General features: G+C 64.0%; 19 protein-coding genes, 1 tRNA gene and 1 other RNA gene. 12 read left to right on the top strand and 9 right to left on the bottom strand.

Features of this window, described 5'->3' with window-relative positions:
* The first annotated feature begins 43 nt into the window (after positions 1 to 43).
* Positions 44 to 679, top strand: a complete 636-nt coding sequence (gene lolA / locus AC1RKI_RS00265; RefSeq protein ID WP_061957556.1) for an outer membrane lipoprotein chaperone LolA — start codon at positions 44 to 46, stop codon at positions 677 to 679.
* An 18-nt stretch (positions 680 to 697) separates the two neighbouring features.
* Positions 698 to 1123 carry a hypothetical protein gene (locus AC1RKI_RS00260; protein WP_492794280.1) on the top strand — a complete coding sequence of 142 codons (426 nt, stop codon included), beginning with the start codon at positions 698 to 700 and terminating at the stop codon, positions 1121 to 1123.
* Here AC1RKI_RS00260 and AC1RKI_RS00255 read toward each other — a convergent pair.
* On the bottom strand, positions 1120 to 1287 hold the full coding sequence (locus AC1RKI_RS00255; RefSeq protein WP_167585503.1) for a hypothetical protein: 168 nt from the start codon (positions 1285 to 1287) through the stop codon (positions 1120 to 1122). The genes AC1RKI_RS00260 and AC1RKI_RS00255 overlap by 4 nt on opposite strands.
* A 206-nt stretch (positions 1288 to 1493) precedes the next feature.
* The gene (locus AC1RKI_RS00250; protein WP_492794282.1) at positions 1494 to 2177 is read right to left on the bottom strand and encodes a hypothetical protein; all 684 of its coding nucleotides are present in this window, start codon (positions 2175 to 2177) and stop codon (positions 1494 to 1496) included.
* A gap of 220 nt (positions 2178 to 2397) precedes the next feature.
* Here AC1RKI_RS00250 and AC1RKI_RS00245 point away from each other — a divergent pair, with 220 nt between their 5' ends.
* The 3 genes from AC1RKI_RS00245 to AC1RKI_RS00235 all read left to right on the top strand — a co-directional run bounded on the left by AC1RKI_RS00245 (position 2398) and on the right by AC1RKI_RS00235 (position 5378).
* The gene (locus tag AC1RKI_RS00245) at positions 2398 to 3771 is read left to right on the top strand and encodes a replication-associated recombination protein A (protein WP_492794284.1); all 1374 of its coding nucleotides are present in this window, start codon (positions 2398 to 2400) and stop codon (positions 3769 to 3771) included.
* 126 nt (positions 3772 to 3897) lie between these two features.
* Positions 3898 to 5205: a serine--tRNA ligase gene (serS, locus tag AC1RKI_RS00240; protein ID WP_492794286.1), complete on the top strand. Its 1308-nt coding sequence runs from the start codon at positions 3898 to 3900 to the stop codon at positions 5203 to 5205.
* 83 nt (positions 5206 to 5288) lie between these two features.
* A tRNA-Ser gene (locus AC1RKI_RS00235) sits at positions 5289 to 5378 on the top strand.
* A 282-nt stretch (positions 5379 to 5660) separates the two neighbouring features.
* Here the strand turns inward: AC1RKI_RS00235 and paeA are convergent.
* Entirely contained in the window at positions 5661 to 6995 is a 1335-nt protein-coding gene (gene paeA / locus AC1RKI_RS00230) for a polyamine export protein PaeA (protein ID WP_490714958.1), read from the bottom strand.
* A gap of 89 nt (positions 6996 to 7084) precedes the next feature.
* Entirely contained in the window at positions 7085 to 8038 is a 954-nt protein-coding gene (locus AC1RKI_RS00225) for a LysR family transcriptional regulator (RefSeq protein ID WP_244786849.1), read from the bottom strand.
* Positions 8039 to 8220: 182 nt separating this feature from the next.
* Here AC1RKI_RS00225 and AC1RKI_RS00220 point away from each other — a divergent pair, with 182 nt between their 5' ends.
* The 4 genes from AC1RKI_RS00220 (at position 8221) to AC1RKI_RS00205 (ending at position 12531) form a co-directional block, all read left to right on the top strand.
* Positions 8221 to 9498 carry a D-amino acid dehydrogenase gene (locus tag AC1RKI_RS00220; protein WP_061957562.1) on the top strand — a complete coding sequence of 426 codons (1278 nt, stop codon included), beginning with the start codon at positions 8221 to 8223 and terminating at the stop codon, positions 9496 to 9498.
* Between the two features lie 151 nt (positions 9499 to 9649).
* Positions 9650 to 10558 carry a glutamate/aspartate ABC transporter substrate-binding protein gene (locus AC1RKI_RS00215; protein WP_061957563.1) on the top strand — a complete coding sequence of 303 codons (909 nt, stop codon included), beginning with the start codon at positions 9650 to 9652 and terminating at the stop codon, positions 10556 to 10558.
* A 310-nt stretch (positions 10559 to 10868) separates the two neighbouring features.
* Positions 10869 to 11681 (top strand): transporter substrate-binding domain-containing protein, encoded by an 813-nt coding sequence (locus tag AC1RKI_RS00210; protein WP_061957564.1) that lies wholly within the window; start codon positions 10869 to 10871, stop codon positions 11679 to 11681.
* A 190-nt stretch (positions 11682 to 11871) separates the two neighbouring features.
* Positions 11872 to 12531: an amino acid ABC transporter permease gene (locus AC1RKI_RS00205; protein WP_061957565.1), complete on the top strand. Its 660-nt coding sequence runs from the start codon at positions 11872 to 11874 to the stop codon at positions 12529 to 12531.
* On the opposite strand, the gene AC1RKI_RS00200 is transcribed toward AC1RKI_RS00205, so the two are convergent.
* From AC1RKI_RS00200 to cphA (AC1RKI_RS00190), 3 genes are all read right to left on the bottom strand, one after another.
* Complete coding sequence (locus AC1RKI_RS00200; protein WP_061957602.1) at positions 12532 to 13017, bottom strand: SRPBCC family protein; 486 nt, start codon at positions 13015 to 13017, stop codon at positions 12532 to 12534.
* Positions 13018 to 13225: 208 nt separating this feature from the next.
* A complete protein-coding gene (gene cphA, locus AC1RKI_RS00195; protein ID WP_490714955.1) occupies positions 13226 to 15793 on the bottom strand; it encodes a cyanophycin synthetase in 2568 nt (855 codons plus the stop codon).
* A 42-nt stretch (positions 15794 to 15835) separates the two neighbouring features.
* The gene (cphA, locus tag AC1RKI_RS00190) at positions 15836 to 18487 is read right to left on the bottom strand and encodes a cyanophycin synthetase (protein WP_490714954.1); all 2652 of its coding nucleotides are present in this window, start codon (positions 18485 to 18487) and stop codon (positions 15836 to 15838) included.
* Between the two features lie 273 nt (positions 18488 to 18760).
* Here cphA (AC1RKI_RS00190) and AC1RKI_RS00185 point away from each other — a divergent pair, with 273 nt between their 5' ends.
* Entirely contained in the window at positions 18761 to 21067 is a 2307-nt protein-coding gene (locus AC1RKI_RS00185; protein ID WP_492794292.1) for a cyanophycin metabolism-associated ABC transporter, read from the top strand.
* A 22-nt stretch (positions 21068 to 21089) separates the two neighbouring features.
* Positions 21090 to 21560: a cyanophycin metabolism-associated DUF1854 family protein gene (locus AC1RKI_RS00180; RefSeq protein WP_061957569.1), complete on the top strand. Its 471-nt coding sequence runs from the start codon at positions 21090 to 21092 to the stop codon at positions 21558 to 21560.
* A 143-nt stretch (positions 21561 to 21703) separates the two neighbouring features.
* Here AC1RKI_RS00180 and AC1RKI_RS00175 read toward each other — a convergent pair whose 3' ends face one another.
* On the bottom strand, positions 21704 to 22111 hold the full coding sequence (locus tag AC1RKI_RS00175) for a hypothetical protein (RefSeq protein WP_061957570.1): 408 nt from the start codon (positions 22109 to 22111) through the stop codon (positions 21704 to 21706).
* A 338-nt stretch (positions 22112 to 22449) separates the two neighbouring features.
* On the opposite strand from AC1RKI_RS00175, the gene AC1RKI_RS00170 reads away from it, so the two are divergent.
* The gene (locus AC1RKI_RS00170; RefSeq protein WP_061957571.1) at positions 22450 to 22821 is read left to right on the top strand and encodes a hypothetical protein; all 372 of its coding nucleotides are present in this window, start codon (positions 22450 to 22452) and stop codon (positions 22819 to 22821) included.
* 64 nt (positions 22822 to 22885) lie between these two features.
* Here AC1RKI_RS00170 and ssrA read toward each other — a convergent pair.
* Positions 22886 to 23245, bottom strand: a transfer-messenger RNA (tmRNA) gene (ssrA, locus tag AC1RKI_RS00165).
* Between the last annotated feature and the right edge of the window lie 78 nt (positions 23246 to 23323).

Below are 23323 nucleotides of genomic sequence, written 5' to 3'. Positions count from 1 at the left end.
CTCTCTAACCGGTCGTTGACGACTCAGTAAGGAATTGATTTCCATGCGACATCGCATTCTTGCGCCGCTGTGCGCGGCGCTGGCGTTGCTGGCCGCCGTGCCGGCCGCCCAGGCCGCCGCCACAGATCAATTGCAGACCTTCGTCACCAGCGTGAAATCGGCGCGCGGTGAATTCACGCAGAAGCAGATCAAGGGCCAGGGCGCCGACGCCAAGGTGGCTGGCACGTCCAGCGGCACGTTCTCGTTCGCGCGCCCGGGCAAATTCACGTGGCGCTATACCAAGCCTTACGACCAGCTGCTGCAGGCCGACGGCCAGACGCTCTATATCTACGACAAGGATCTGAACCAGGTTACCGAGCGCAAGCTCGACGGCGCGTTGGGGTCGAGCCCCGCCGCCATCCTGTTCGGCAGCAATGACCTCAGCCGCAACTTCGACGTGAAGAACGGTGCTGCGCGTGATGGCGTAGAGTGGCTTGAATTGACGCCCAAGGCCAAGGACACGCAATTCGAACGGATCGGCATCGGCTTCAAGGGCGGCAATCTCGAAGCCATGGAATTACGCGACGCGTTTGGCAACACCACGATGCTGACCTTTTCGGGCATCCAGAAGAACCCCTCGCTGCCGGCGGACGCATTCCGCTTCGCGGTGCCGAAGGGCGCCGACGTGGTGAAGCAATAAGACGCCCAAGGATTCGACATGAAACACGTCCCTGTCCGCTTCGATAACGCAGCGCTGCGCCGTCTGGCACTGCCCTCCGGCGCGCTGGCCGTGGCGCTGGCGCTTTCGGCATGCGCGCACAGCCAGGCCAGCCATTTCGATGTTGACGCGTTCCTGCGCGGGTCCGATACGGCGTTGCCTGAAGTGCTGGGCAATACCGATTTCCTCAAGGCAACGCGCATCGCCCAGAATGACTGCGCGACCTTGCTGCAATCGCCGCACAACGGCGTGCTCGAAGACCTGCCGGCCAGCAATAGCGCGCGCGGGCCCGCATGGGTTTTTCATCCCACCGGCACATCGGACAAAGTCTGGCTGATCGTGGGGCAGTCAGGCGGCGAGCGCAGCTGCCATGGCCCATTACCGGCCGACGCCGTGAAGGCGCTCGTCGACCGCGCCAAGGGCTAGGCCATCGACTCGCGTGCGTAGCGTTGGCGCGGCTTGGGCAGGGCCTGTAGTTTTTCGCGCCGGATGCGGATGGCTTCGTCATCGCCACGCTTGATCGCTGCGCGCAGCTTCAGCACGGCTTTCTTGTATTGCTTCTTCTTGCGCATGCGGGTCGTGATGGCCATGGCGGATATCCTTGTAACGTGCCGGCGCGGTGCCGACTGTTTCGCCATGGTAAGCGCACGCTGTCTGCTGATTTCCTGTTTCGAAAGAATTCAGATCCGGTCAGAAATTGCTCATTGAGGCGGCGCAGCATTTTGCGCGCCGGCGGACTGGCAACTGCATTGGCAATTGCCGGAATGGCCAGCGCAGCTGCCAATAGTTGCCGCGATCAGAGCAGGAAGCGGCGGTTGTCGTTTTCAGCGTAGCGCGACTCTACCTTGCGGAAGGTGAGCTTCGTGCTGCTCTTGAGCTTGCGCCCGGCGATTTTGCGCTGCAACTGGCGATGCACCGCACCGATATGTCCGACCGAATCCTTGGCATACGGCTTGCCATCCGTCGCGCCGGGCAAACCGCCGCCCGCGGCCAGCGCCGCATTGTGAGCGGCCGCCGACTTCGCGATCAGCACGTCGAGATACTGGCGCGCCCGCACTGCGGCATGCAGATAACCGTCGGCGGGATTCTGCTTGGCGCGCACAGCGTCCTGGGGCAGGCGGACATTGCCAGCCACGCGCCGCAGCGCGGCGCGCAGTTCGGCGCCATCGAGGGACGCTTCCTGCAGGATCCACACGGCGTCGTGACGAATCCAGCCTTCGGCATCGATCATGCGTCGTAGCAGCGCCGGCAGTAGCAGGCGCCCACCAAAGCGGCGCGTGCGGCGAATCGCGGACAGCCCGACGCGCCGCACATGGGCGTTTTCATGGTCGAACAGGTCGGTAATGACGCGGTCGGCGTCTTCCTGCGATGCGATCAGCTCGGTGAACTGGCCCGCCAGCGAAATCTCTTCCACGCCGTTGAGCTTGTTCTTGTTCGCCAGCCGGTTCACCTTGAACATCAGCATGCGGTAACGCAGCATACAAATCCCCGAGTATCGAAAATATTGCCCCGCGATAGTCGCCGGTCCCATGCCGGCGCCCAGCTTGCCGCGCCGCTTGGGGCGCTGGCCATTGGGTGTTATCGGCATCGCCGGATCGGACTTTAGGGCGCGCCACAAAAATTCGCCCGGGCAGGATCGTCTACACTGTGGCGTTGCGCCGCCACGCTGGCGGCCGTGTCAATCGAAAGGTTTTTGCATCGTGGCGGATTCGCTGTTCTCCGACTCCCCTGACCGTTCCCGGCAGCCGCTCGCGGAACGCCTGCGCCCGCGCAATATTGACGAGGTGATTGGCCAGCAGCACTTGCTGGGCGCCGGCAAACCGCTGCGCGTGGCGTTCGAGTCGGGCGAGCCGCATTCAATGATTCTGTGGGGCCCGCCAGGCGTGGGAAAGACCACGCTGGCGCGCCTGATGGCCGATGCCTTCGGCGCGGAATTCATTGCGCTGTCCGCAGTGCTGTCGGGCGTCAAGGATATCCGCGAAGCCGTCGAGCGCGCCGAGCAATTCCGCGCCCATGGCCGCCGCACGCTGGTGTTCGTGGACGAGGTGCATCGCTTCAACAAGAGTCAGCAGGATGCCTTCCTGCCGCACGTCGAAAGCGGCCTGTTCGTCTTCATTGGCGCGACCACCGAAAACCCCTCGTTCGAAGTCAACGGTGCATTGCTGTCACGCGCGGCGGTCTACGTGCTCAAGAGCCTGGACGACAGCGAACTGAAACAGCTCGTGCTGCGCGCCAGTCAGGAACTTGGCGGCGTGACGTGGGACGACGAGGCGATGGGCCTGATCGTTGGTTCGGCCGACGGCGACGGTCGCAAGCTGCTGAACAACATTGAGATCGTGGTGCGCGCCGCGCGCAATGCCGGGGTGCAGGCAATCGATACCGCGTTACTCGGCAGCGCGTTGTCGGAAAACCTGCGCCGTTTCGACAAGGGCGGCGATGCGTTCTACGACCAGATCAGCGCGTTGCACAAGTCGGTGCGCGGATCCGATCCCGATGGCGCGCTCTACTGGTTCTGCCGCATGCTCGACGGCGGCGCAGATCCGCGCTATCTGGCGCGCCGCATCGTGCGGATGGCCTGGGAAGATATCGGCCTGGCCGATCCCCGCGCCGCACGTATCACGCTGGACGCCGCGGAAACGTACGAGCGCCTGGGCTCGCCCGAAGGCGAACTGGCGCTGGCGCAGGCGCTGATCTATCTCGCGGTGGCGCCGAAGTCCAACGCCGGCTACAACGCGTACAACGCTGCGCGCGCTTTCGTCGCGAAGGACAAGTCGCGTGCCGTCCCAGTGCATTTGCGCAATGCGCCCACCCGGCTGATGAAGGAACTGGGCTACGGACATGCGTATCGCTATGCGCACGATGAACCCGAGGCCTATGCCGCTGGCGAACACTATCTGCCCGATGATTTGCGACGGCAGGACTGGTACCAGCCCACGCCGCGGGGCCTGGAGGGCAAGATCGGCGACAAGCTCAGGTATCTGCGCGATCTCGACGACGCGTGGCATCGTGCGCACAACGAGCGCGACAAGCCGGCGGCAAAGTCCGACAAGGGCCCCAAGGGCGACCACAGCTGAGACAAATCGGCCCGATCGGCGGAAAAGCCGCCGAAATCGGGGCAGATTCGGCACCGTGCGGTGATGCCGGTGCAGTAAAATGTCGCGTTCGCCGGCATGTCGCCGGTAATGCACACCGATTGCAACATGCTCGACATCCAGCTGCTCCGCAAAGACATCGACGCCGTGGCTCAACGCCTCGCCACGCGCGGATTCCAACTTGACGTGGCGACGTTCCAGGCCCTGGAGGCCGAACGCAAGCAACTGCAGACGCAGACCGAGGACCTGCAGGCCCGCCGCAACACGCTGTCCAAGCAGATCGGCATGCTCAAGGGCAAGGGCGAAGACGCGTCGGCGCCCATGGCCGAGGTGGCTGGCATTGGCGACACGCTGAAGGCGTCCGCCGTGCGCCTGGCGGAAATCCAGGACCAGATCGCTGACGCGATGATGTCGATTCCCAATCTGCCGCACGAAAGCGTGCCGGTGGGCAAGGACGAAACCCAGAACGTCGAAGTGCGTCGCATCGGTACGCCGCGCAGCTTCGATTTCGAAGTCAAGGATCACGTCGACGTCGGCGCAAAACTCGGCCTCGACTTCGAGACCGCCTCGAAGGTGACCGGCTCGCGCTTTGCCTTCCTGCGTGGAGGCGTGGCGCGCATGCATCGCGCGCTGGTCCAGTTGATGGTGGACACGCACACGCTGGAGCACGGCTATACCGAGATGTACGTGCCGTACATCGTGAACGCGGCATCGATGCGCGGCACGGGGCAGTTGCCCAAATTCGAGGACGATCTGTTCAAGGTGCCGCGCAAGGTTGGCGGCGAGGACGGCCAGGACGCCATCGAGAATTTCTACCTGATTCCGACGGCCGAAGTGCCGCTGACCAATATCGTCCGCGATGCGATCGTCTCGGCCGACAAGCTGCCGCTGCGCTTCGTTGCGCATACGCCGTGTTTCCGCTCGGAGGCGGGGTCGTACGGCAAGGACACGCGCGGCATGATTCGCCAGCATCAGTTCGACAAGGTCGAGATGGTGCAGGTGGTGCCCGCCGATCAGTCGATGGACGCGCTGGAGCAGATGACTGGCCACGCCGAAGCCATCCTGAAAAAGCTCGAGTTGCCGTTCCGCACAGTGGTGCTGTGCACCGGCGACATGGGCTTTGGCAGCACCAAGACCTACGACATCGAAGTGTGGATTCCGGCGCAGAACACCTACCGCGAAATCAGCTCGTGCTCCAACATGGGCGATTTTCAGGCGCGTCGCATGCAGGCGCGCTCGCGTGCCGGACAAGGCAAGCCGGAACTGGTGCACACGCTGAACGGCTCCGGACTGGCGGTGGGCCGCACGCTGGTGGCGATCCTGGAAAACTACCAGAACGCCGACGGATCGCTCAACGTGCCCAAGGCGCTGCAGCCGTACATGGGCGGCGCCACGCGCCTGGAACCGGAAGCATAAAAATTGTTGCGCAGGGACTTGCGCTCGGCATGGCAATGTCCCTATAATCTTGGTTTCGCCGCCAACGCGACGACCAAGTTACCGGAGAGGTGGCAGAGTGGTCGAATGTACCTGACTCGAAATCAGGCGTACCGGCAACGGTACCGTGGGTTCGAATCCCACCCTCTCCGCCAAACAAAAAGCTGCTGATTGATTCGACCACCAGCAGACAAAAACAGCGTAGTAAATCTAGAGCCGACGCCTGCGAAAGCACGCGTCGGTTTTGTTTTTCTGCGGCACCTTCACGGATCACCGTTCACCGATCGATATTCACAGACCGACGAACCGCGACAAGCACGCGTCGGTTTTGTTTTTCGGGGCATCGTTCAGAGGGACGTGCGGGGCTCGGTGCATTCGGTGCGTCGACAGGCCGTTCCTCGCATCCATGCCGAGCCCCATCGGGATGCCGCCAATAGTCAGGATCGTGGCGCCTCGCTGCCGGGCGTGCTGGAGCCTTGCGGCGCCGCGGCGGAGATGCGGGACACCAGCAACTGATCGATCTTGTGGTGGTCGATGTCGAGCACTTCGAAACGGAAGCCGCCGACCGTGATCGATTCCGACTTCTTTGGAATCCGCTTCAGCGCATAGATGACGAGCCCGGCCGCGGTGTCGACATAGTCGTCGCCGGGCAGGCTGTCCAGATCGAGCGCCTTTTTTAGGTCGACCAGCGGCGTAAGGCCGTCTACCAGCCATGACGTGGCATCGCGGCGGACGATCTGCTCATCCTCGGCCGAATACAGGATGTCGCCCATCAGCGCGCCCACGATATCGTCCAGCGTGACGACGCCCACCACGAGGCCGTATTCGTTCATCACCACGGCAAAGCTCTCGTGCATCTCGCGAAATCGCGTGAGCGATTCGGACAGCGTCAGCGTGTCCGGTATCACCAGCACGTTCTTGTCGTAGTGTTTGGACAGACTGTCGAGCGCCACGCCGGAATCGTCGGCAAGCATCAGTTGCAGGATGTCCTTCGAATCGATGTAGCCCAGCACGTCGTCGACGCCTTTTCCGCACACCGGGTACTGCGCGTGCGGCTGCTTGACCAGCTTGCGGCGCACGCTGTCGGCGGGCTCGTCGAGCGTGAGGAACACCACGTCGTCGCGCTGCGTCATGATGGCCGTGATCGGTTTCGAGTCGAGCTCAAACACGTTTTCGATTAAATGCAATTCGTGCTTGTGTAGCACGCCGGCTTCCGCGCCCGCGTCGACCATGGCGGCGATGTCCTCGGTCGTGATCTGGTCGACTGGCTTGGTCGGAATCTTGAGCAATTTCAGAATCGCATCGGCCGCAGCGTTGAACACCCAGACCACTGGCTTGAATACCTTCAGCAGCGTCAGCATCGGACCAATCACCCGGATCGCGCAGGCTTCCGGGAATGTCATCGCCACGCGCTTGGGCACCAGGTCGGCGAACTGGATGAACAGCAGCGTGACGATCAGGAACGATCCGATGTTGGACACGCGCTGTGCGGTGCCGGGGCTCAGCCAGGGCAGCAGCAGATCGAACAGCAGGTCGGAAACGTGTTTTTCGCCGAGGATACCGGCCAGAATCGCCACGCTGTTCACGCCGATTTGCACCACGGTAAAGAAATTGCCGGGCTCTTCCTTGAGCAGCAATACCTTGGTGGCGCGGCGGTCGCCGCGTTCGGAGAGGACTTGTAGCTTGGTGCGCCGGGCTGCGGTCAGGGCGATCTCGGAGATCGAAAAGAACGCACTCGCCAGCACCAGCAGTAGAAGGGTCAGGACGAACATGGGTAGGTCATGCGCTGATCGGTGCGTGTCGATGATGGTGCACGCAGCCGTGGGCTGTCAATTGTCTGGTCAATGTCGATGAAGTGCGATCAGCGTGCTGTCGCGTCGAACTGCGCGACGGGCGCTTCGAGCCGTTCATGCAGCGTGGCGGCCAGCGTCTGCGCGGCGGCTGCAAACTGCGTGCGCATGTCATCGACCAGACTCGATGCGCCGCGATGACTGGCGCGCAGCATCTGTATTTCGAACGGCAACTCCGGTTGCACATCGTGCAGGGCGACATGCGCGGGATTGGCGCTCAACGCGGTGTACTGGTCGAGCAACGTCAGGCCGAGGCCCGCATCGACCAGCGCCAGCGCGAGCGAATACGTCTGGACTTCCAGCGTCGAGTGCGGCTCCAGCGCATGCCGCGCCAGCGTCTGCCGCACCAGCAGCCCAAGCGAGCTGTCATCGTCATAGCCAATGAAAGGCCGCTCCATGACCTTGCGGATCGGCACGGTGCCGCGACGGCCGCCCGAAGGCAGCGGCTGGGCGCGTGGCACCGCCAACAGCATGCGGCCGGCGGCAACCGGTTCGCTGGTAATAGCCTCGTGGCGCGGCGGCGAGAAGGCAAAGCCGACATCGATCTGGTTGGCCAGCAGCGCGGCGACGATCTCGTTGGTGTGGTGCGTCAGCACCTGTACCTGCGTGTCGGGATGGCGCGCGCAAAAACGGCGCACCGCCGGCACCAGCAGCGGATTGGCCAGGCTTGGTGTGGCCGCCACGCGCAGCCGGCCCGCGCCCTTGTGGCGCAAGCTTTCGGATACGCGCCGCACACGCTCTATCTCGCCATATAGCCTTTCGACATCGCCATAGAGCGCGCGGGCTTCGGGCGTGGGCTGCAGCCGTCCGCGCTGCCGATCGAACAGCCGGAAGCCCAGCGACGCTTCCGCATGCTGCAGTACGCGCGTCACTACCGGCTGGGATACATGGAGCAGGCGTGCGGCTTCGCTGACGGTGCCCGTCAGCATCACCGCGCGGAAGACTTCGATCTGGCGCAGGCGCATCGTTGTGGTGCCATCGAAATGGCCGCTTTGGTGCGGAAATTGGTGCTGTGCACTACGGGTAGACCCGGGTGGCGGTCACCTATAGCTTGAGGACATATTCTGGCACGTATTGGCATTGGGCAAGCCGCACGGACTGCTCTACGCTCTGGCCCATTGTTGGTTCGGAATACAAGGCAAGTCAGATGCGCGTAGCGATCGTGGGTGCCGGCGTGGTCGGCATGACCACTGCGTGGCGGTTGGCCAATGATGGTCATGAAGTCACCGTGGTGGAACGTCACGACGGACCGGGTGAGGAAACCAGCTTCGCCAACGGCGGGCAGCTCAGCTACAGCTACGTGGCGCCGCTGGCCGGTCCGGGCGTGTTGTCGAAGGTGCCGGGCTGGCTGCTGGACCGCGATTCGCCAATGCGCTTCCGCCCGTCGGCAGATCCCGCCCAATGGCGCTGGCTGATGGCATTTGTGCGGGCGTGCAACGCATCGACGAGCGAGGCCACCACGCGCAAGCTGCTGCGGCTGGCGTTCTACTCGCGAGATCTGATGCAGGCTTTCGTCGATCGGCCCGACGCGCGCGAAGAGGGCGGCGGATTCGATTTCGCCCGGCGCGGCAAGCTGGTGGTGCATCGCGACGCTGCGGCCTACGAGGCCGCCTGCCGGTTGCTCGACTACCAGGCCAGCCTGGGCTGCGAGCAGCAGGCGCTCGACCGCGACGCGACGGTGGCGCTGGAGCCCGCGCTGGCGGCCATTCGACACGATATTGCCGGCGCGATCTACACGCCGAGCGAGGAAGTGGGCGATTGTCATCGCTTCTGCGTGTCGCTGGCCCATCTGTTGCAAGGCAACCGGGCCGTGTCGCTGCGCTTTGGCACGCGGGTGACCGAACTGGTGCGCAGTGGCGGTCGAGTGACCGGCGTGCGCACCGACCGTGGCGAGATCGCCGCCGATCTGGTGATCGTTTCGGGCGGCATCGGCAGCGTGCCGTTGCTGCGCCCGACGGGGGTCCGGCCGATGTTGTGGCCGCTGAAGGGATACAGCATCACCGTGCCGATTGTCGACGGCGCGACCGCGCCGCATATCAGCGTGACGGATTTTGCCAACAAGATCGTTTATGCACGGATCGGCAATACTCTGCGCGTGGCGGGCATGGCCGATATCGTGCGCGGCGGCGCAGTGGTCGACCGGCAGCGCGCGCAGACCCTGGTCACGCAGACGCGCGCGGTCTTCGGCAACGTGACGAACGGGGACGACCTCGATGCGCTGCAGCCATGGGCCGGACTGCGGCCGGCCACCCCGACCGGACTGCCGATGATCGGCGAATCGCGCGTGCCGGGGCTGTGGCTCAACCTCGGTCACGGGGCGCTCGGTTTTACGTTGGCCATGGGCAGCGCGGGGCTGCTGGCCGACCGTCTGGCCGGGCGCAAGCCAGCGCTGGACGCGGAAGATTTCAGTGCAGCGTCGGCCTAGTGCAGGGCGACGCCAAACGGGTTGTACTGGAAGCAGGTAGCAGTCGTCAGTCATCAGTACGCAGCAGTACGCGGTATCGAAGTGAACGTTGGGTAGCGAGATTGCCTCAGGTCTTGCCATTAAAAACCAAGCCCCCTCCAAGGAGCGAATCATGAAGTCACTGTCTGTCCGTCCGAATTCCATCCACCGCCTCGCAGCCGCCGCCTTGCTGGCCGGCGCTGCCGCCGGCGCCCACGCCGCCGATGGCGACACGCTCAAGAAGATCAAGGACAGCGGGGTGATGTCGCTCGGGTATCGCGAGTCGTCGATTCCGTTTTCGTATTCCGATGGCAACAATGTCATGGGCTATTCGCATGACTACCTGCTGGCGATCGTCGACAAGGTCAAGTCGACGCTGAACATGCCGAACCTGCAGGTCAAGCTCACGCCGATCACCTCGCAGAACCGCATTCCGCTGATGCAGAACGGCACGATCGATATCGAGTGCGGCAGCACCACCAACAACACCGAACGCCAGAAACAGGTGGCGTTTTCGAACAGCCTGTTCATCTACGGCATCCGCATGCTGACGAAGAAGGATTCGGGCGTGACGGACTTTCCGCAGTTGAAGGGCAAGAACGTGGTGACCACGGCCGGCACCACTGGCGAGCGCCTGCTGGTGAAGATGAATGGCGAAGGCATGAACATGAACCTGACCAGCGCGAAAGACCATGGCCAGGCATTCCTGATCCTGGAGTCGGGCCGCGCGGTGGCATTCGTGATGGACGAGCCGCTGCTCTACGGCGAACGCACCAAGGCCAAGAACGCCGCCGACTGGGCGGTGGTCGGCACGCCGCTGCAGACCGAAAACTATGCCTGCATGTTCCGCAAGGACGACGCCTCGTTCAAGAAGCTTGTCGATGGCGTGGTGGCCGATATCCAGAAGAGCGGCCAAGCCGAGAAGCTATATACGAAGTGGTTCCTGCAGCCGATTCCGCCGCGCAATATCAATATGAACTACGCGCTGTCGCCGGAGATGAAACAACTGTTCGCCGAGCCTAACGACAAGGCGTTCCAGTAAGGCTCGTTCAGATTCATTTTCATTGAGCGGCGCTGGATGTTCCCCCTCGTTTTTCTTTGTAGACGAGGGGGGTAGAGCGGGCTGGCGCTTTGCATTCGATACGTGTGTGCATGGGCGAAAGGCGCGACTTGCGCTCTGTTTTTCCGTATTCAGTGGCTAGCCGCGACGGCTGGTTATATAGCCATAATGAATCGTTATTTCTTCATTGATAGTGTTTGCGATACCGTTGAGCCCGTTATAGGCTCATAGAGCCGCCGGATGCCCTCGTAAAAGACGCCCGGCAACGCCAACGCATTCCAATGGAGAACATATGCGAACGATTCGATCGGGTTGGTTCAAATCACTGCTGGCCACTGCGCTGGTCGCCAGCGCTGCCGGTCTTTCGGCGACCGCCGCCCAGGCCGCGGATCTGCTGGATACCGTGAAGCAGGCAGGCGTACTCAAGGTGGGCCTGGAAGGAACCTATCCGCCGTTCGGATATCGCGCTGCAAATAATGAACTCGATGGATTCGATGTCGACGTGGCGCGCGCCGTGGCCGGCAAACTCGGCGTGAAACCCGAGTTTGTGACCACGGAATGGAGTGCGATTATCGCGGGCTTGCAAGCGGGCAAATTCGACATCATCGTCAATCAGGTTTCGGTGACGCCGCAGCGCAAACAGGTGCTCGATTTCTCGACACCTTACGTCTATTCGGCGGCACAGCTTATTCAGCGCAAGGATGACAAGCGCGAGTTCACCACGCTGGAATCGCTGAAGGGGCACAAGCTCGGCGTGAGCCTGGGCAGCAACTACAACGACCTGGCCAAGTCGGTGCCCGGCATCGAGGTGAAGACTTATCCCGGCGCGCCCGAATATCTGCGCGACCTGGCCGCCCAGCGCGTGGACGCCGCGCTGAACGACCGCCTGATGGCCAATTACCTGATCAAGCAGGCCAATCTGCCGCTGCGCCCTGGCGCGGTGCTGCCCGGCGCCACCAGCGAGGTTGCGATTCCGTTCCGTAAGGACAATCCTAAGTTCGCTGCCGCGATCGACAAGGCGCTCGACGACCTGCGCAAGGACGGCACGCTGGCCAAGCTGTCGAACAAGTGGTTTGGATCGGATGTGACCAAGCCCGTGAAGTAACCGCTTGCCGGCACGCGCGAAGGCCGAGTGCGCGCGCGGCGACCTCGGCACGGGCCGCCGCGCCCGGCCGAGGCCTTCATGCAGGCCATGACAGGCGGCGGGAATCCCCCGATCCGCCTGCCTGCGCCGTCCTGTGCCGCGATCACGTATGATCGCGGCATTTCGGCCTCCGATCGATTCCCGCCCTGCCATGTCCGCGCTCCAGCTTGTCATTGATTCACTGCCTGTCCTGCTGCAGGGCACGCTGCTCACGCTGAAGTTCGCCGTGCTGTCGATGGTGTTCGGCCTGCTGATCGGCATTGTGGTGGCATTGATGGGCATTGGCCATCAGCCGATTCTCAAAGCGATCGCACGTGTCTACGTCAGCATCATGCGCGGCACGCCGCTGCTGGTGCAGATCTTCGTCGTCTACTATGGCTTGCCGGGCATCGGCATCGCGCTGGAGCCCACACCGGCCGGCGTGCTGACGTTGAGCCTGAACGTCGGCGCGTATCTTTCGGAAAGCATGCGCGGGGCGATCCTGGGCGTGCCGCGCGGACAGTGGCTGGCCGCCTACAGCCTTGGCATGGCGCCTTTGCAGACATTGCGCTATGTGGTGGGGCCGCAGGCATTGCGGCTTGCCGTGCCGAGCCTGTCGAACAGCCTGATCAGCCTGATCAAGGACACCTCGCTGGTGTCTGTCATCACCGTCACGGAATTGCTGCGGACGTCCCAGGAAATCATCGCGGCCACATATCAGCCGCTGCCGCTGTATCTGGCCGCCGCCGCGATCTACTGGATTCTCAGCACGGCCCTGTCCGCGCTGCAGCATGTGCTGGAACGCCGGCTCGCGCTACCGGGCCGTCACTGATCACAATGCGCCGGCCGTGGGCGCCGGCGGCGGCTTGGGCGTTTCGACATCGAGCGGCCGGCCGGTTTCGATCAGCGTCTTCAGTCCGGCCAGGATCAATGGCCAGCCGTTGCGTCCGCCCTGCAGGATCTGCTCGTCCACCGGCTCCTGGTGAACCTCGCTGACCGTCACGCGCACGGCCTTGTCGCCCAGCGCATCGATCTGCCAGGTGACGACGACTTCGGGCAGTTGCCGAAACGCTTCGAGCCACTCCACGCGCCATGTCACCGACAACCGGTACGGCGGCTCGGCCAGCAGCACCACGCCCTGCGAATCGATCTTGCCGTCTTCCATGCGCAGCACGAAAGGGCTGCCCACCTGCCAGTCGGACTCGACACGTCGCCCGAAGAAATACTTCACACTCAGCGCCGGATCGGTCAGCGCTTGCCACACCTGGTCTGCCGTGGCGGCGATATAGGTGACGACTACGGTCTGCGGGGCGGTCATGCGCATTCTCCTCGTCGACGGACAAGGCAGGCGCCGTCGGAATGGGGATGGGAGCGTCGAGGGGGTACTGTCGCACCGAATCGCGGTGGACGGCAAGCGGGGAAGGGGGAAGGGGGAAGCCGGGCGGGCCGCCGGGGCGAGGCGGACAGGCGTGCTGTGCGGGCCCCTTTACCGGTGTGCAGCAAAGGGGCCCGACAAGGCGTGATGCTTAGCCGGCTACGCGCCGTGCGATGTGATCGAGCGCTTCTTCCACCTGGTCGATCAGGATCAGGCACAGGTCGCCCGGCTGCAGGCGCGCCAGCGCCGTGTCGATGGCCAGGAATTCGCCGCGCACTTCTTCGGTGTACTGCGTGCGTTGCGCGCCGACCAGACCTTCGCGCAGCAGCGCGAGGACTTCGCCGTCTTCACGGCCGCGCTGGCACTGGTCCTGATACAGCACCACCTCGTCGAACACGCCGCCCAGGATCTGCGTCTGCTTGCGGATGTCCTCGTCGCGACGGTCGCCCGCACCGCTGATCACGACCACGCGCTTGTTCGACGGCATGGTCTGCACGGCATTGCACAGCGCCTGGATGGCGTCGGGATTGTGACCGTAGTCGGCAATCAGCGTGGCACCGTTGTAGTCGAAGACGTTGAAGCGGCCCGGTGCGTTGGCCGGGTCGTTGACGAACGTCGCCAGCGCGCGCCGGATCACGTTCCAGTCGATGCCGAGCGCCCATGCGGCCGCGATCGACGACATCGCGTTCTCTACCTGGAAGCCGATCGAGCCATTGCGCGTGAGCGGGATGTCGGCCACTGCGAAGCGCACGCTGGTGTCGCCTTCGGTGGCGACGATGTCGGCGCCGTCGACAAACACCACGCGCTTGCCCTGCGCGCGATGCAGCGCCATGGTCGGCAGTCCGGCGTCCTGGGCGAAGAACGTGACCGATCCCGGGCAGGCGTCGGCCATGCGCGCCACCATCGGATCGGCGGCGTTGAGCACGGCCATGCCGTGCGGCGCCACGTTCTGCACGATCACGCTCTTGAGCACGGCCAGATCCTCGACAGTACTGATGTACGACAGGCCCAGATGGTCGCCTTCGCCGACATTGGTGACCACCGCCACGTCGCAGCGATCGAACGCCAGGCCTTCGCGCAGCAGGCCGCCGCGCGCGGTTTCGAACACGGCGGCATCGACATCGGGATGCAGCAGCACGTTGCGCGCGCTGCGCGGACCGCTGCAGTCGCCGGTATCGATGCGCTGGCCCTGGATGTACACGCCATCGGTGCCAGTCATGCCCATGCGCAGGCCGCTGGAGGCGAGGATATGGGTGATCAGGCGCACCGTCGTGGTCTTGCCGTTGGTGCCCGACACCGCGACCACAGGAATGCGGCCATCGTCGCCATCCGAGAACATCGTCGAGATGATCGCCTCGCCCACGGCGCGGCCCTTGCCGTAAGACGGCTGCAAGTGCATGCGCAGTCCGGGCGCAGCGTTTACCTCGACGATGCCGCCAGCCTGTTCCTCGAACGGCTTGAGCATGGTCTCGCAGACCGCGTCGACGCCGCAGATGTCGAGCCCGACCATTTGCGCGGCGGCCACTGCGCGCGCAGCGATATCGGGATGCACATCGTCGGTGACATCGGTGGCGCTGCCCCCGGTGGACAGGTTGGCGTTGTTGCGCAACACCACGCGCGTGCCCTTGGCCGGCACGGCATCCGCGGTCAGCCCTTGCTTGGCCAGCGTGGCCAGGGCGATGTCGTCGAAGCGGATCTTGGTGAGCGACGTGGCATGGCCTTCGCCGCGACGCGGATCGCGGTTCACTTCGTCGACCAGTTGGCGCACTGTATGCGTGCCGTCGCCGATCACCTGCGGCGGATCGCGACGGGCGGCGGCCACCAGATGCTTGCCAACCACCAGCAGGCGGAAATCGTGACCGGGAATGTAGCGCTCGACGATCACGTCGGAAGAAATGTCGGCGGCCACTTCATACGCCGTCATCACCTCTTCGCGCGTGCGGATGCGCACGGCCACGCCCTTGCCCTGGTTGCCGTCGCGCGGCTTGACCACCACCGGACCGTTGATTTCCTGCGCGGCGGCCCATGCCTGTTCCGCGCTGCTGACGGAGCGGCCCATCGGCACCGGCACGCCGGCCGCGTGCAGCAGCGTCTTGGTCAAGTCCTTGTCCTGCGCGATCGATTCGGCCACCGCGCTGGTCATATCGGTTTCGGCGGCCTGGATGCGGCGTTGCTTGCTGCCCCAGCCGAATTGCACCATCGAGCCCTGCGTCAGGCGGCGATACGGAATGCCGCGCGCCACGGCGGCGTAGACGATCGACCCCGTGCTCGGGCCCAGGCGCACATCTTCATCGAGTTCGCGCAGCCGATGCAGCGCGTCGTCGAGATCGAACGGCTGGTCGTCGCGCGCGGCGAGGCACAGCTTTTCCGCCAGCTCGAAGGCCAGGCGGCCGACTTCCTCTTCGCTGTACTGCACCACCACCTGATAGGTGCCGGGCTCCAGCGTCGGGGAGGTATTGCTGAAGGTGACCGGGCAGCCGGCCGCGGCCTGCAGGCCCAGCGCGGCGGCTTCCAAGGCGTGCGCCATCGACGGCGAACCGGCTTCGTCGTCGGGGCGCATCGGGCCGATGGCCGCGAAGCGCGCGCGCAGGCGATCCTCGAAGCCCGGCAGCTCGGCCAGCAGATGGGATTGGTCCGAGCACGCCACGATGGCTTCGATGGCGGTGTGCCGGCACCAGAGATTCGGGCCGCGCAGGGCCCGGATACGGGAGACTTCCATAGAATCTGTTTTCCGTTGTTCTTCGCGCTGGCGGGTGCGGACTTACGCCCGGCGCCCGCTGCGTCCCATCCACTGGTGCACTTGCTCGACGGTGCCCTCGGGCGACCCTTCGTCGCATTGCAGCACCAGGAGATCGCCGGCCACCAGTTGCGACAGCGCCGCCTCGACCGCAGCGCGGCGCGCGCCTTCGTCGATGATCTTGGTGACGCGGCGGCCTTCGTACAGCCCCTTCTTGAGCAGCGCGCGCGCCTCGGCGTCGGGCAGGTCGCGGCGCACGCTGTGGTCTTCGCACAGGAACACGCGGTCGAACGACTTGCCGATGATCTTGCCTTGCTGGATCAGGTCTTCGTCACGGCGTTGCACGCCTGCGCCGAACACCAGCATGCGGCGCTCGGACGGGAACCGGTCCAGCGCGGCGGCCAGGGCCTCCAGCGCCGGCGCGTTATGCGCGTCGTCGACGATCACCGTGGCACCCTGGCGCTCGAACAGCGTGAAGCGGCCCGGCACGTCCACCTGTCCCACGTCGAACGTGACGATGCCGGCGCGGATCAGGTCATTGGAGATGCCCAGCGCCCAGCCGGTCGCCACGGCGGCCAGCACGTTTTCGATCTGGAACGCAACGCGGCCCGCGTATGTGAGCGGAATCGCCGAGACGTCGGTCAGCGCGGTTTCGCTTGCCCCGGTGGCCAGCACGACCTTGCCGTCGCGCACGAACACGGCGCGCTTGCCTGCGGCGCGATGCGCGGCGATGGCCGGCAGGTCGGCGGACAGGCTGAAGAAGATCACGTCGCCGTCGCACAGTTCGGCCATTTCGACCAGACGCGCATCGGCGGCATTGAGCACGGCCGTGCCGGTCTTCAGCACCACGTCGACCTGGGTGCGCAGCACGTTGTACATGCGGTCTTCATCCTCGACGTAGTAGTCGCCGAGATGATCGGGCTGGCCGAAGTTGGTCACCACGCCCACCTGGCAGCGGTCGTAGGGCAGGCCTTGCGACAGGATCATGCCGCTGTCGTTCTCGAACACGGCCGCTTCCACGGCGCGGTTCATCAGGATGCGATGGCCGGCTTCCCAACTGGCCTTTTCGCCGCGGCCGCCCGGTTCCACCTGACGGCGGTCGAGGAACAGGCCGTCGCTGCACGCCAGCCCCGTATGCTTGCCGGAAAGCTGCAGCAGGCGCGCCACCAGCTTGGCGACCACGGTCTTGCCGTTGGTGCCCGTGATGCCGACCACGGGAATGCGGCCGTCGTCCTCCACGCCGTTGCGGTTTGCAAACAGGTGATCGACGATGGCGCGGCCCACGGGGCGCGGCTCGCCGGCGGCCGGCTTGATGTGCATCAGCAGGCCGGGACCCGCATTGACTTCAACCACGGCGCCGCGTTGCTCGGCCAGCGGGCGCGAGATGTCTTCGGCCACCAGGTCGACGCCGGCGATGTCCAGGCCGACCACGCGGGCCGCCAGCGCGGCGTGCGCGGCCACGCTGGGGTGTACCCGATCGGTGACGTCGAATGCAACATTGCCGTTGCGCTGGATCAGCACGGTGCGGCCCTCTGCCGGCACGGCGCTGCCGTCGGCATAGCCCTGGCGCTTCAGCTCCAGGCGGGCGGCCGAATCCAGGCGCACGCGGTTCAGCGGATGATCCTCGGTGCTGCCGCGACGCGGATCGGAATTGATCTGCGATTCGATCAGCTCGTCGATGGTGTGCTTGCCGTCGCCCACCACCGACGCCGTTTCGCCCATCGCGCAGGCCACCATGCGGCCGCCGACGATCAGCAGGCGGTGCTCGTTGCCGGGAATGAAACGTTCGACGATCACGCCGTTGCCTTCCTCGATGGCCACGCCGTAGGCGGTTTCGACTTCCTCGCGCGTCATCAGGTTGGTGAAGACGCCGCGGCCGTGATTGCCGTCGTAGGGCTTGACCACCACGGGCACGCCGATGCTCTCGGCGGCATCCCAGGCGTCGGCGGGGCTGTCGACCATGCGGCCTTCCGGCACCGGCACGCCGCACGATTCGAGCAGGCTCTTGGTCAGGTCCTTGTCGCGCGAAATCGATTCGGCGATGGCGCTGGTGCGGTCGGTCTCGGCCGTCCAGATGCGGCGCTGGCGCACACCGTAACCAAGCTGCACCAGATTGCCGTCGGACAGTCGGATCGACGGGATATCGCGATCGTCGGCGGCGTCGACGATGCAAGCCGTGCTTGGGCCCAGGCAATGTTCGTCGACCAGCCGGCGCAGGTTGTCCACCGCGGCGGGGACGTCGAAGGGACGATCCTCGATCGCGGCCATGACCAGGTCGCGCGCCGTGAACAGCGCCGCACGCGTCACTTCTTCATGCCATGCGCGCACGATGACCTTGTAGACGCCGCGTACCGGCGTCTCGCGCGCCTTGCCGAATCCTCCGGGCATGCCGGCCAGGTTCTGCAACTCCAGCGTGACGTGCTCAAGGATGTGGCCCGGCCATGTACCTTCCTTCAGTCGCATCAGGAAGCCGCCGCGCACGCCGGGGCTACAGCGGTGTTCGATCAGCGTCGGCAGCCATGTCGACAGGCGCTCGTAAAACCCCGGAATCTTGTTGGAGGGGAAATCCTCCAGTTCGCCGATGTCGACCCATGCCTCCAGCACCGGCCGATATGTCCACATATTCGGGCCGCGCAGCGACATGACATCGAAAATCTCAATGTCCTTCTTTTTCATTGATTTAGCTTGAGGCAGTGGGCGAATGCCCGGGAAATGGAAGCCTAACCTTTCAGTAACGTTGCAGCAGTCGCGGGGTTGACCCCTCAGCTACCCTGAACCGACCACCGAGCGTTGTGCGTGCACCGGGCGCCCGTTTGTTTGCGTTATGTATACTTGCGGGCAAAATTGCGGGCCGCCAGCCGGCGCCCCGCTTAAATTGTTTCAAGTTATGTCCGTATTTGATCCATTTTTGGGCCTGCGGACGCGCTTTTAATGCTTCTTGCGCCAACAATGACCCAGTCCTCCCCGTCTGCTTCCACCCACCCCGGCCCGCAAGGTCCCTGGGCAGCCGAACTCGGCACGACCCTGTTGCCCGGGGAATCCGTCCTGGCCGGGCTGACGCTGGACCTGGACTCGAGACTGCATTTTACCCAAGGGTGGCTGGTTGTGACGGATCGTCGTCTGATCTCGCGCGCCCCGGGTGAAAAAGACCTCCGCAGCTGGGACATCGCCGCCGGCCTCAGCCTGTCGCATGGCGACCACGCAGGCGTCGGCACGCTGGAACTTGCCGACGGACAGGTCCGTCTGGCCACCTGGCGCTACACGCTTGGTTACAATCCCGACGCATTGCGCCTGGCCGACCAGTTCGACGCTCGTCGCGACACGCTGGCCACCGGCCGCGCCGCCAGCGTCGAGGCCGACGTCTGCCCGACCTGCAAAGCGCCGATTCCGCCCGGCGAAGAGCAATGCCCGCAATGCAGCCGCGAGCTGGAAACGCCGCCTTCCACCTGGGCGCTGTTGCGCCTGTGGCGCTTTGCGCGACCCTATCGCTGGGAACTGCTGGGCGGTTTTGTGCTGCTGCTGCTCGGGACTGCCGCCACGCTGGTGCCGCCGTACCTGACCATGCCGCTGATGGACAAGGTGCTGATTCCGTACCAGAACGGCGTGCCGATCGACCGCGACCTGGTCAAGCTCTACCTGGCGGGGCTGCTCGGCGCGGCGCTGGTGGCGTGGAGCCTGGGCTGGGCGCGCACCTATCTGCTGGCGCGCGTGTCGGAGCGCATCAGCGCGGATCTGCGCACAACAACTTACGAACACCTGCTCAAGCTTTCGCTCGAATACTTCGGCGGCAAGCGTACCGGCGACCTGATGGCGCGTATCGGATCGGAAAGCGATCGCATTAGCGTGTTCCTGTCGTTGCATTTGCTCGACTTTGCCACCGACGTGCTGATGATCGCGATGACCGCGGTGATCCTGGTGTCGATCAACCCGTGGCTGGCGCTGGTCACACTGGTGCCGCTGCCGTTCATCGCGTGGATGATTCATCTGGTGCGCGATCGCCTGCGTCACGGTTTCGAGAAGATCGACCGGATCTGGTCCGAAATCACCAATGTGCTGGCCGATACGATTCCGGGCATCCGCGTGGTTAAGGCATTCGCGCAGGAAAAGCGGGAGGTGTCGCGTTTTCGTGAAGCCAACAAGCACAATCTGGCGATCAACGATCGCGTGAACGCCGTGTGGTCGCTGTTCACGCCGACCGTGACGCTGCTGACCGAAGTGGGCCTGCTGGTGGTGTGGATCTTCGGCATTTGGCAGGTCAGCCACGACGCAATCACCGTGGGCGTGCTGGTCGCCTTCCTCACGTATATCAGCCGGTTCTATACCCGGCTCGATTCGATGAGCCGCATCGTATCGGTGACGCAGAAGGCCGCGGCGGGCGCCAAGCGGATCTTCGATATTCTCGACCACGTGTCCAGCGTGCCCGAGCCGCAGAAGCCCGTGCATCTTGCCAATGTGCAGGGCGCGATCGAACTGCGCGACCTGGGCTTCCGCTACGGCAATCGCGCCGTGATCCGTGGCCTGAACCTGACCATCCGACCCGGCGAGATGATCGGCCTGGTCGGGCATAGCGGATCGGGCAAGAGCACGCTGGTGAACCTGATTTGCCGTTTCTACGATGTTTCCGAAGGCGCGATCCGCGTCGACGGCGTCGACATCCGCTCGCTGCCGGTATCGGAATTCCGCCGCAATATCGGGTTGGTGCTGCAGGAGCCGTTCCTTTTCTTCGGCACGATTGCCGACAATATTGCTTACGGCAAGCCCGATGCCACGCGCGAGGAAATCATCGCCGCGGCGCGCGCCGCGCATGCGCACGAATTCATCCTGCGCCTGCCGCATGGCTACGATTCGCTGGTGGGCGAACGCGGCCAGGCGCTGTCCGGCGGCGAACGCCAACGCATTTCCATTGCGCGCGCGCTGCTGATCGATCCACGCATCCTGATCATGGACGAGGCTACGTCGTCGGTGGACACGACCACTGAGAAGGAAATCCAGAAGGCGCTCGACAATCTCGTGCAAGGACGCACCACGATCGCGATCGCGCACCGCCTGTCGACGCTACGCAAGGCGGATCGGCTGGTGGTGATGGATCGCGGCCAGATAGTGGAAGTGGGCAGTCACGACGAACTGCTGGCGCGCGAAGGGGCTTACTACAAGCTCTACCAGGCGCAGGCCCGCAATGTCGATGCGGAAGCCGGTGAAGAGGCCGGCGACGCCGCGCCGCGTGCAGAAGCCGTGGAGCCAATCAGTGCGCAGTGACCATTCTTTCGAGCAACCCCCGATGCAAACGCCAGATTTCACTTTGACCCGCAACAGCTTTGGCAAGCTCGTGCTGACGACGGCCGATGGTACGGCGCATGAAGGCGTGGTGCCGGTGCGGGCGTTTCCGATCTCGGCAGCCGACGACGGCCTCGGCATGATGAGCACCGATGGCCGTGAGCTGGTGTGGATTCCGCGTCTCGACGCATTGCCCGGCGCCACGCGCGAGCTGATCGAGGCCGAGCTGGCCGGGCGCGAATTCATGCCCGAGATCGAGGCGATCGTGAGCGTATCGACCTACGCCACGCCGAGTGTCTGGACGGTCCGGACCGATCGTGGTCAGACCGACTTGGTGCTACGCGGAGAAGAGGATATCCGGCGGCTGACCGGCACCACGCTGCTGATTTCGGATAGCCATGGCATCCATTATCTGATTCGCGATCAGGCGGCACTGGACAAGGCAAGCCGCAAGATCCTTGACCGCTTTCTCTGAGGCGCGCGCGTCGATGCGAAACGGCACGCCATGGCGTGCCGTTTTTTGTTGGGCGCTGCGTGGCGATTTGTGCGCGCGACATCGTGCGCCGTAGCGCGCTTGCATGGCGTGCTCGAATGCCAGGGGACGAATATCGCGCCCGGTCAGTGCAGGATGGTTGGCATGTCGTCGTCGTCCTCGCCTTCCCAGTCCTCGTGCTCGATCGGTGCCTCGGGCGCCATGTCCCACACCATCGAGTGAAAGCGGATGGTGAACCATTCGCGGAACATCGCCAGGGATAGGGTTTCGGGCCAGACGGAATCGTCGAACCATTCGCCCAGCATGAATTCGAAAAAGTGGCGCCAGCGCTTTTCCACCCAGTGCAAGGCATTTTCCTGTGTGTCGGCAAGTTCGCCGGGAAGCAGGAAGACGCTGGCGTCGTCGCGCACGTCGTCCAGCGTCAGCGTGGGGACAGGGTCGGGATCGACGGCCTGAATCCAGTCCAGGAACGGCTGCTCGGGCAGCAGCGTGATCATGGATCGGTTGACGGTAAAGCGGGGATGGTCGGACATGTGTGGAGGACAGGAAGCGGCGACCGGCTATTGTAGCGCCCGCACGCCGGCATACCGGCATCAACTGCACTTCCCGCTGCATGTTGCGATCAATCGGATCGCAATTCATCTGATCTGAAACCTGCGCCGGGCCCGGGCGCCTTGCGCGCTAACAACGCTCAATATGGCGGCGCGGTGCACGATCGGTCCCTGCGGGCCTTCAGCGCTTGTGGCGTGCAAATCGCTAAGTGTTGTATTTTTGCCGGAAATTGCACAGATCGATCATATCTACTTTCGACCACTACAGTTTCTGGCGAAGAATGCCGTCATTGTTTGGATACGGGGACAGGAGCCGTCTGATGAGTTTTACCTTTCTGCCGCCCGGCGACGCGTTCATGCCAACCATCACGGAACGGTTTGCCGAAGCGGAAAAAATTAAGGATCGTGCAGCGCGCTGGACCGCCCAGGCGGAAATCGCGCTCGATACGGGCGATATGTATCTGGTGGGATTGGTCCTCTTCAAGGCCATCCAGGAATTTGGCATCGACGCGTTTGCCGAACATTCCGGGGAACCGCTATCGCGGCTGCAGCGGCTCTGGATGCCCGGCATGCTGCAATCGGTCGATCACGCGGGACAGATGTTTGCCCAGCTGGGCGTGACACTCCCGCTTGAGCGTTTCCATATGGCTCGGCTGGAAAGCCTGCCCGTGAGCGGCGCCGTGATGCACTGAGACTGCCGCGCAGTCGCCGCAAATAAAAAACCCAACCGGTGGCGGTTGGGTTTTCTGTTTGTACTGGTGGAGCCGGCGGGAATCGAACCCGCGTCCGCAAGCCCTCCACAGAGAGTTCTACATACTTAGTTCTGTCATTTGATTTAACCGCCGCATCGCGGACGAACACGCTCTACGACGGCGAGTCACTAGATTTTCGTCCTCGGGCCCGTGACACTCCCGAAGCTTATCTGACGTAAATGACCTCGCTGGTTCTTGCGAACCCTAGCCCGTCAGCGAGCCAGTGCGAGGACGGCGGCCCTTAGGCTGCCAGTGCGTAACGTTCGTCGTTAGCAGTTATTGCATTCCCATTGATTAACGAGGTGACGGGTCCTCGGTATGCCCTCCACTGCTTTGCAACCCACGTCGAAACCAGGTCGGCCCCAATGTGCGTAGTAAAACGCGAAAGAAAACGGATTGTACCCGCTTTCGACGCGAATGGTGCGTTGCAGTTCCGTGCGCG

The sequence above is a fragment of the Cupriavidus sp. GW822-FHT06G04 genome (assembly GCF_058799075.1).
This window is presented reverse-complemented; position numbering and strand designations above follow the sequence as displayed.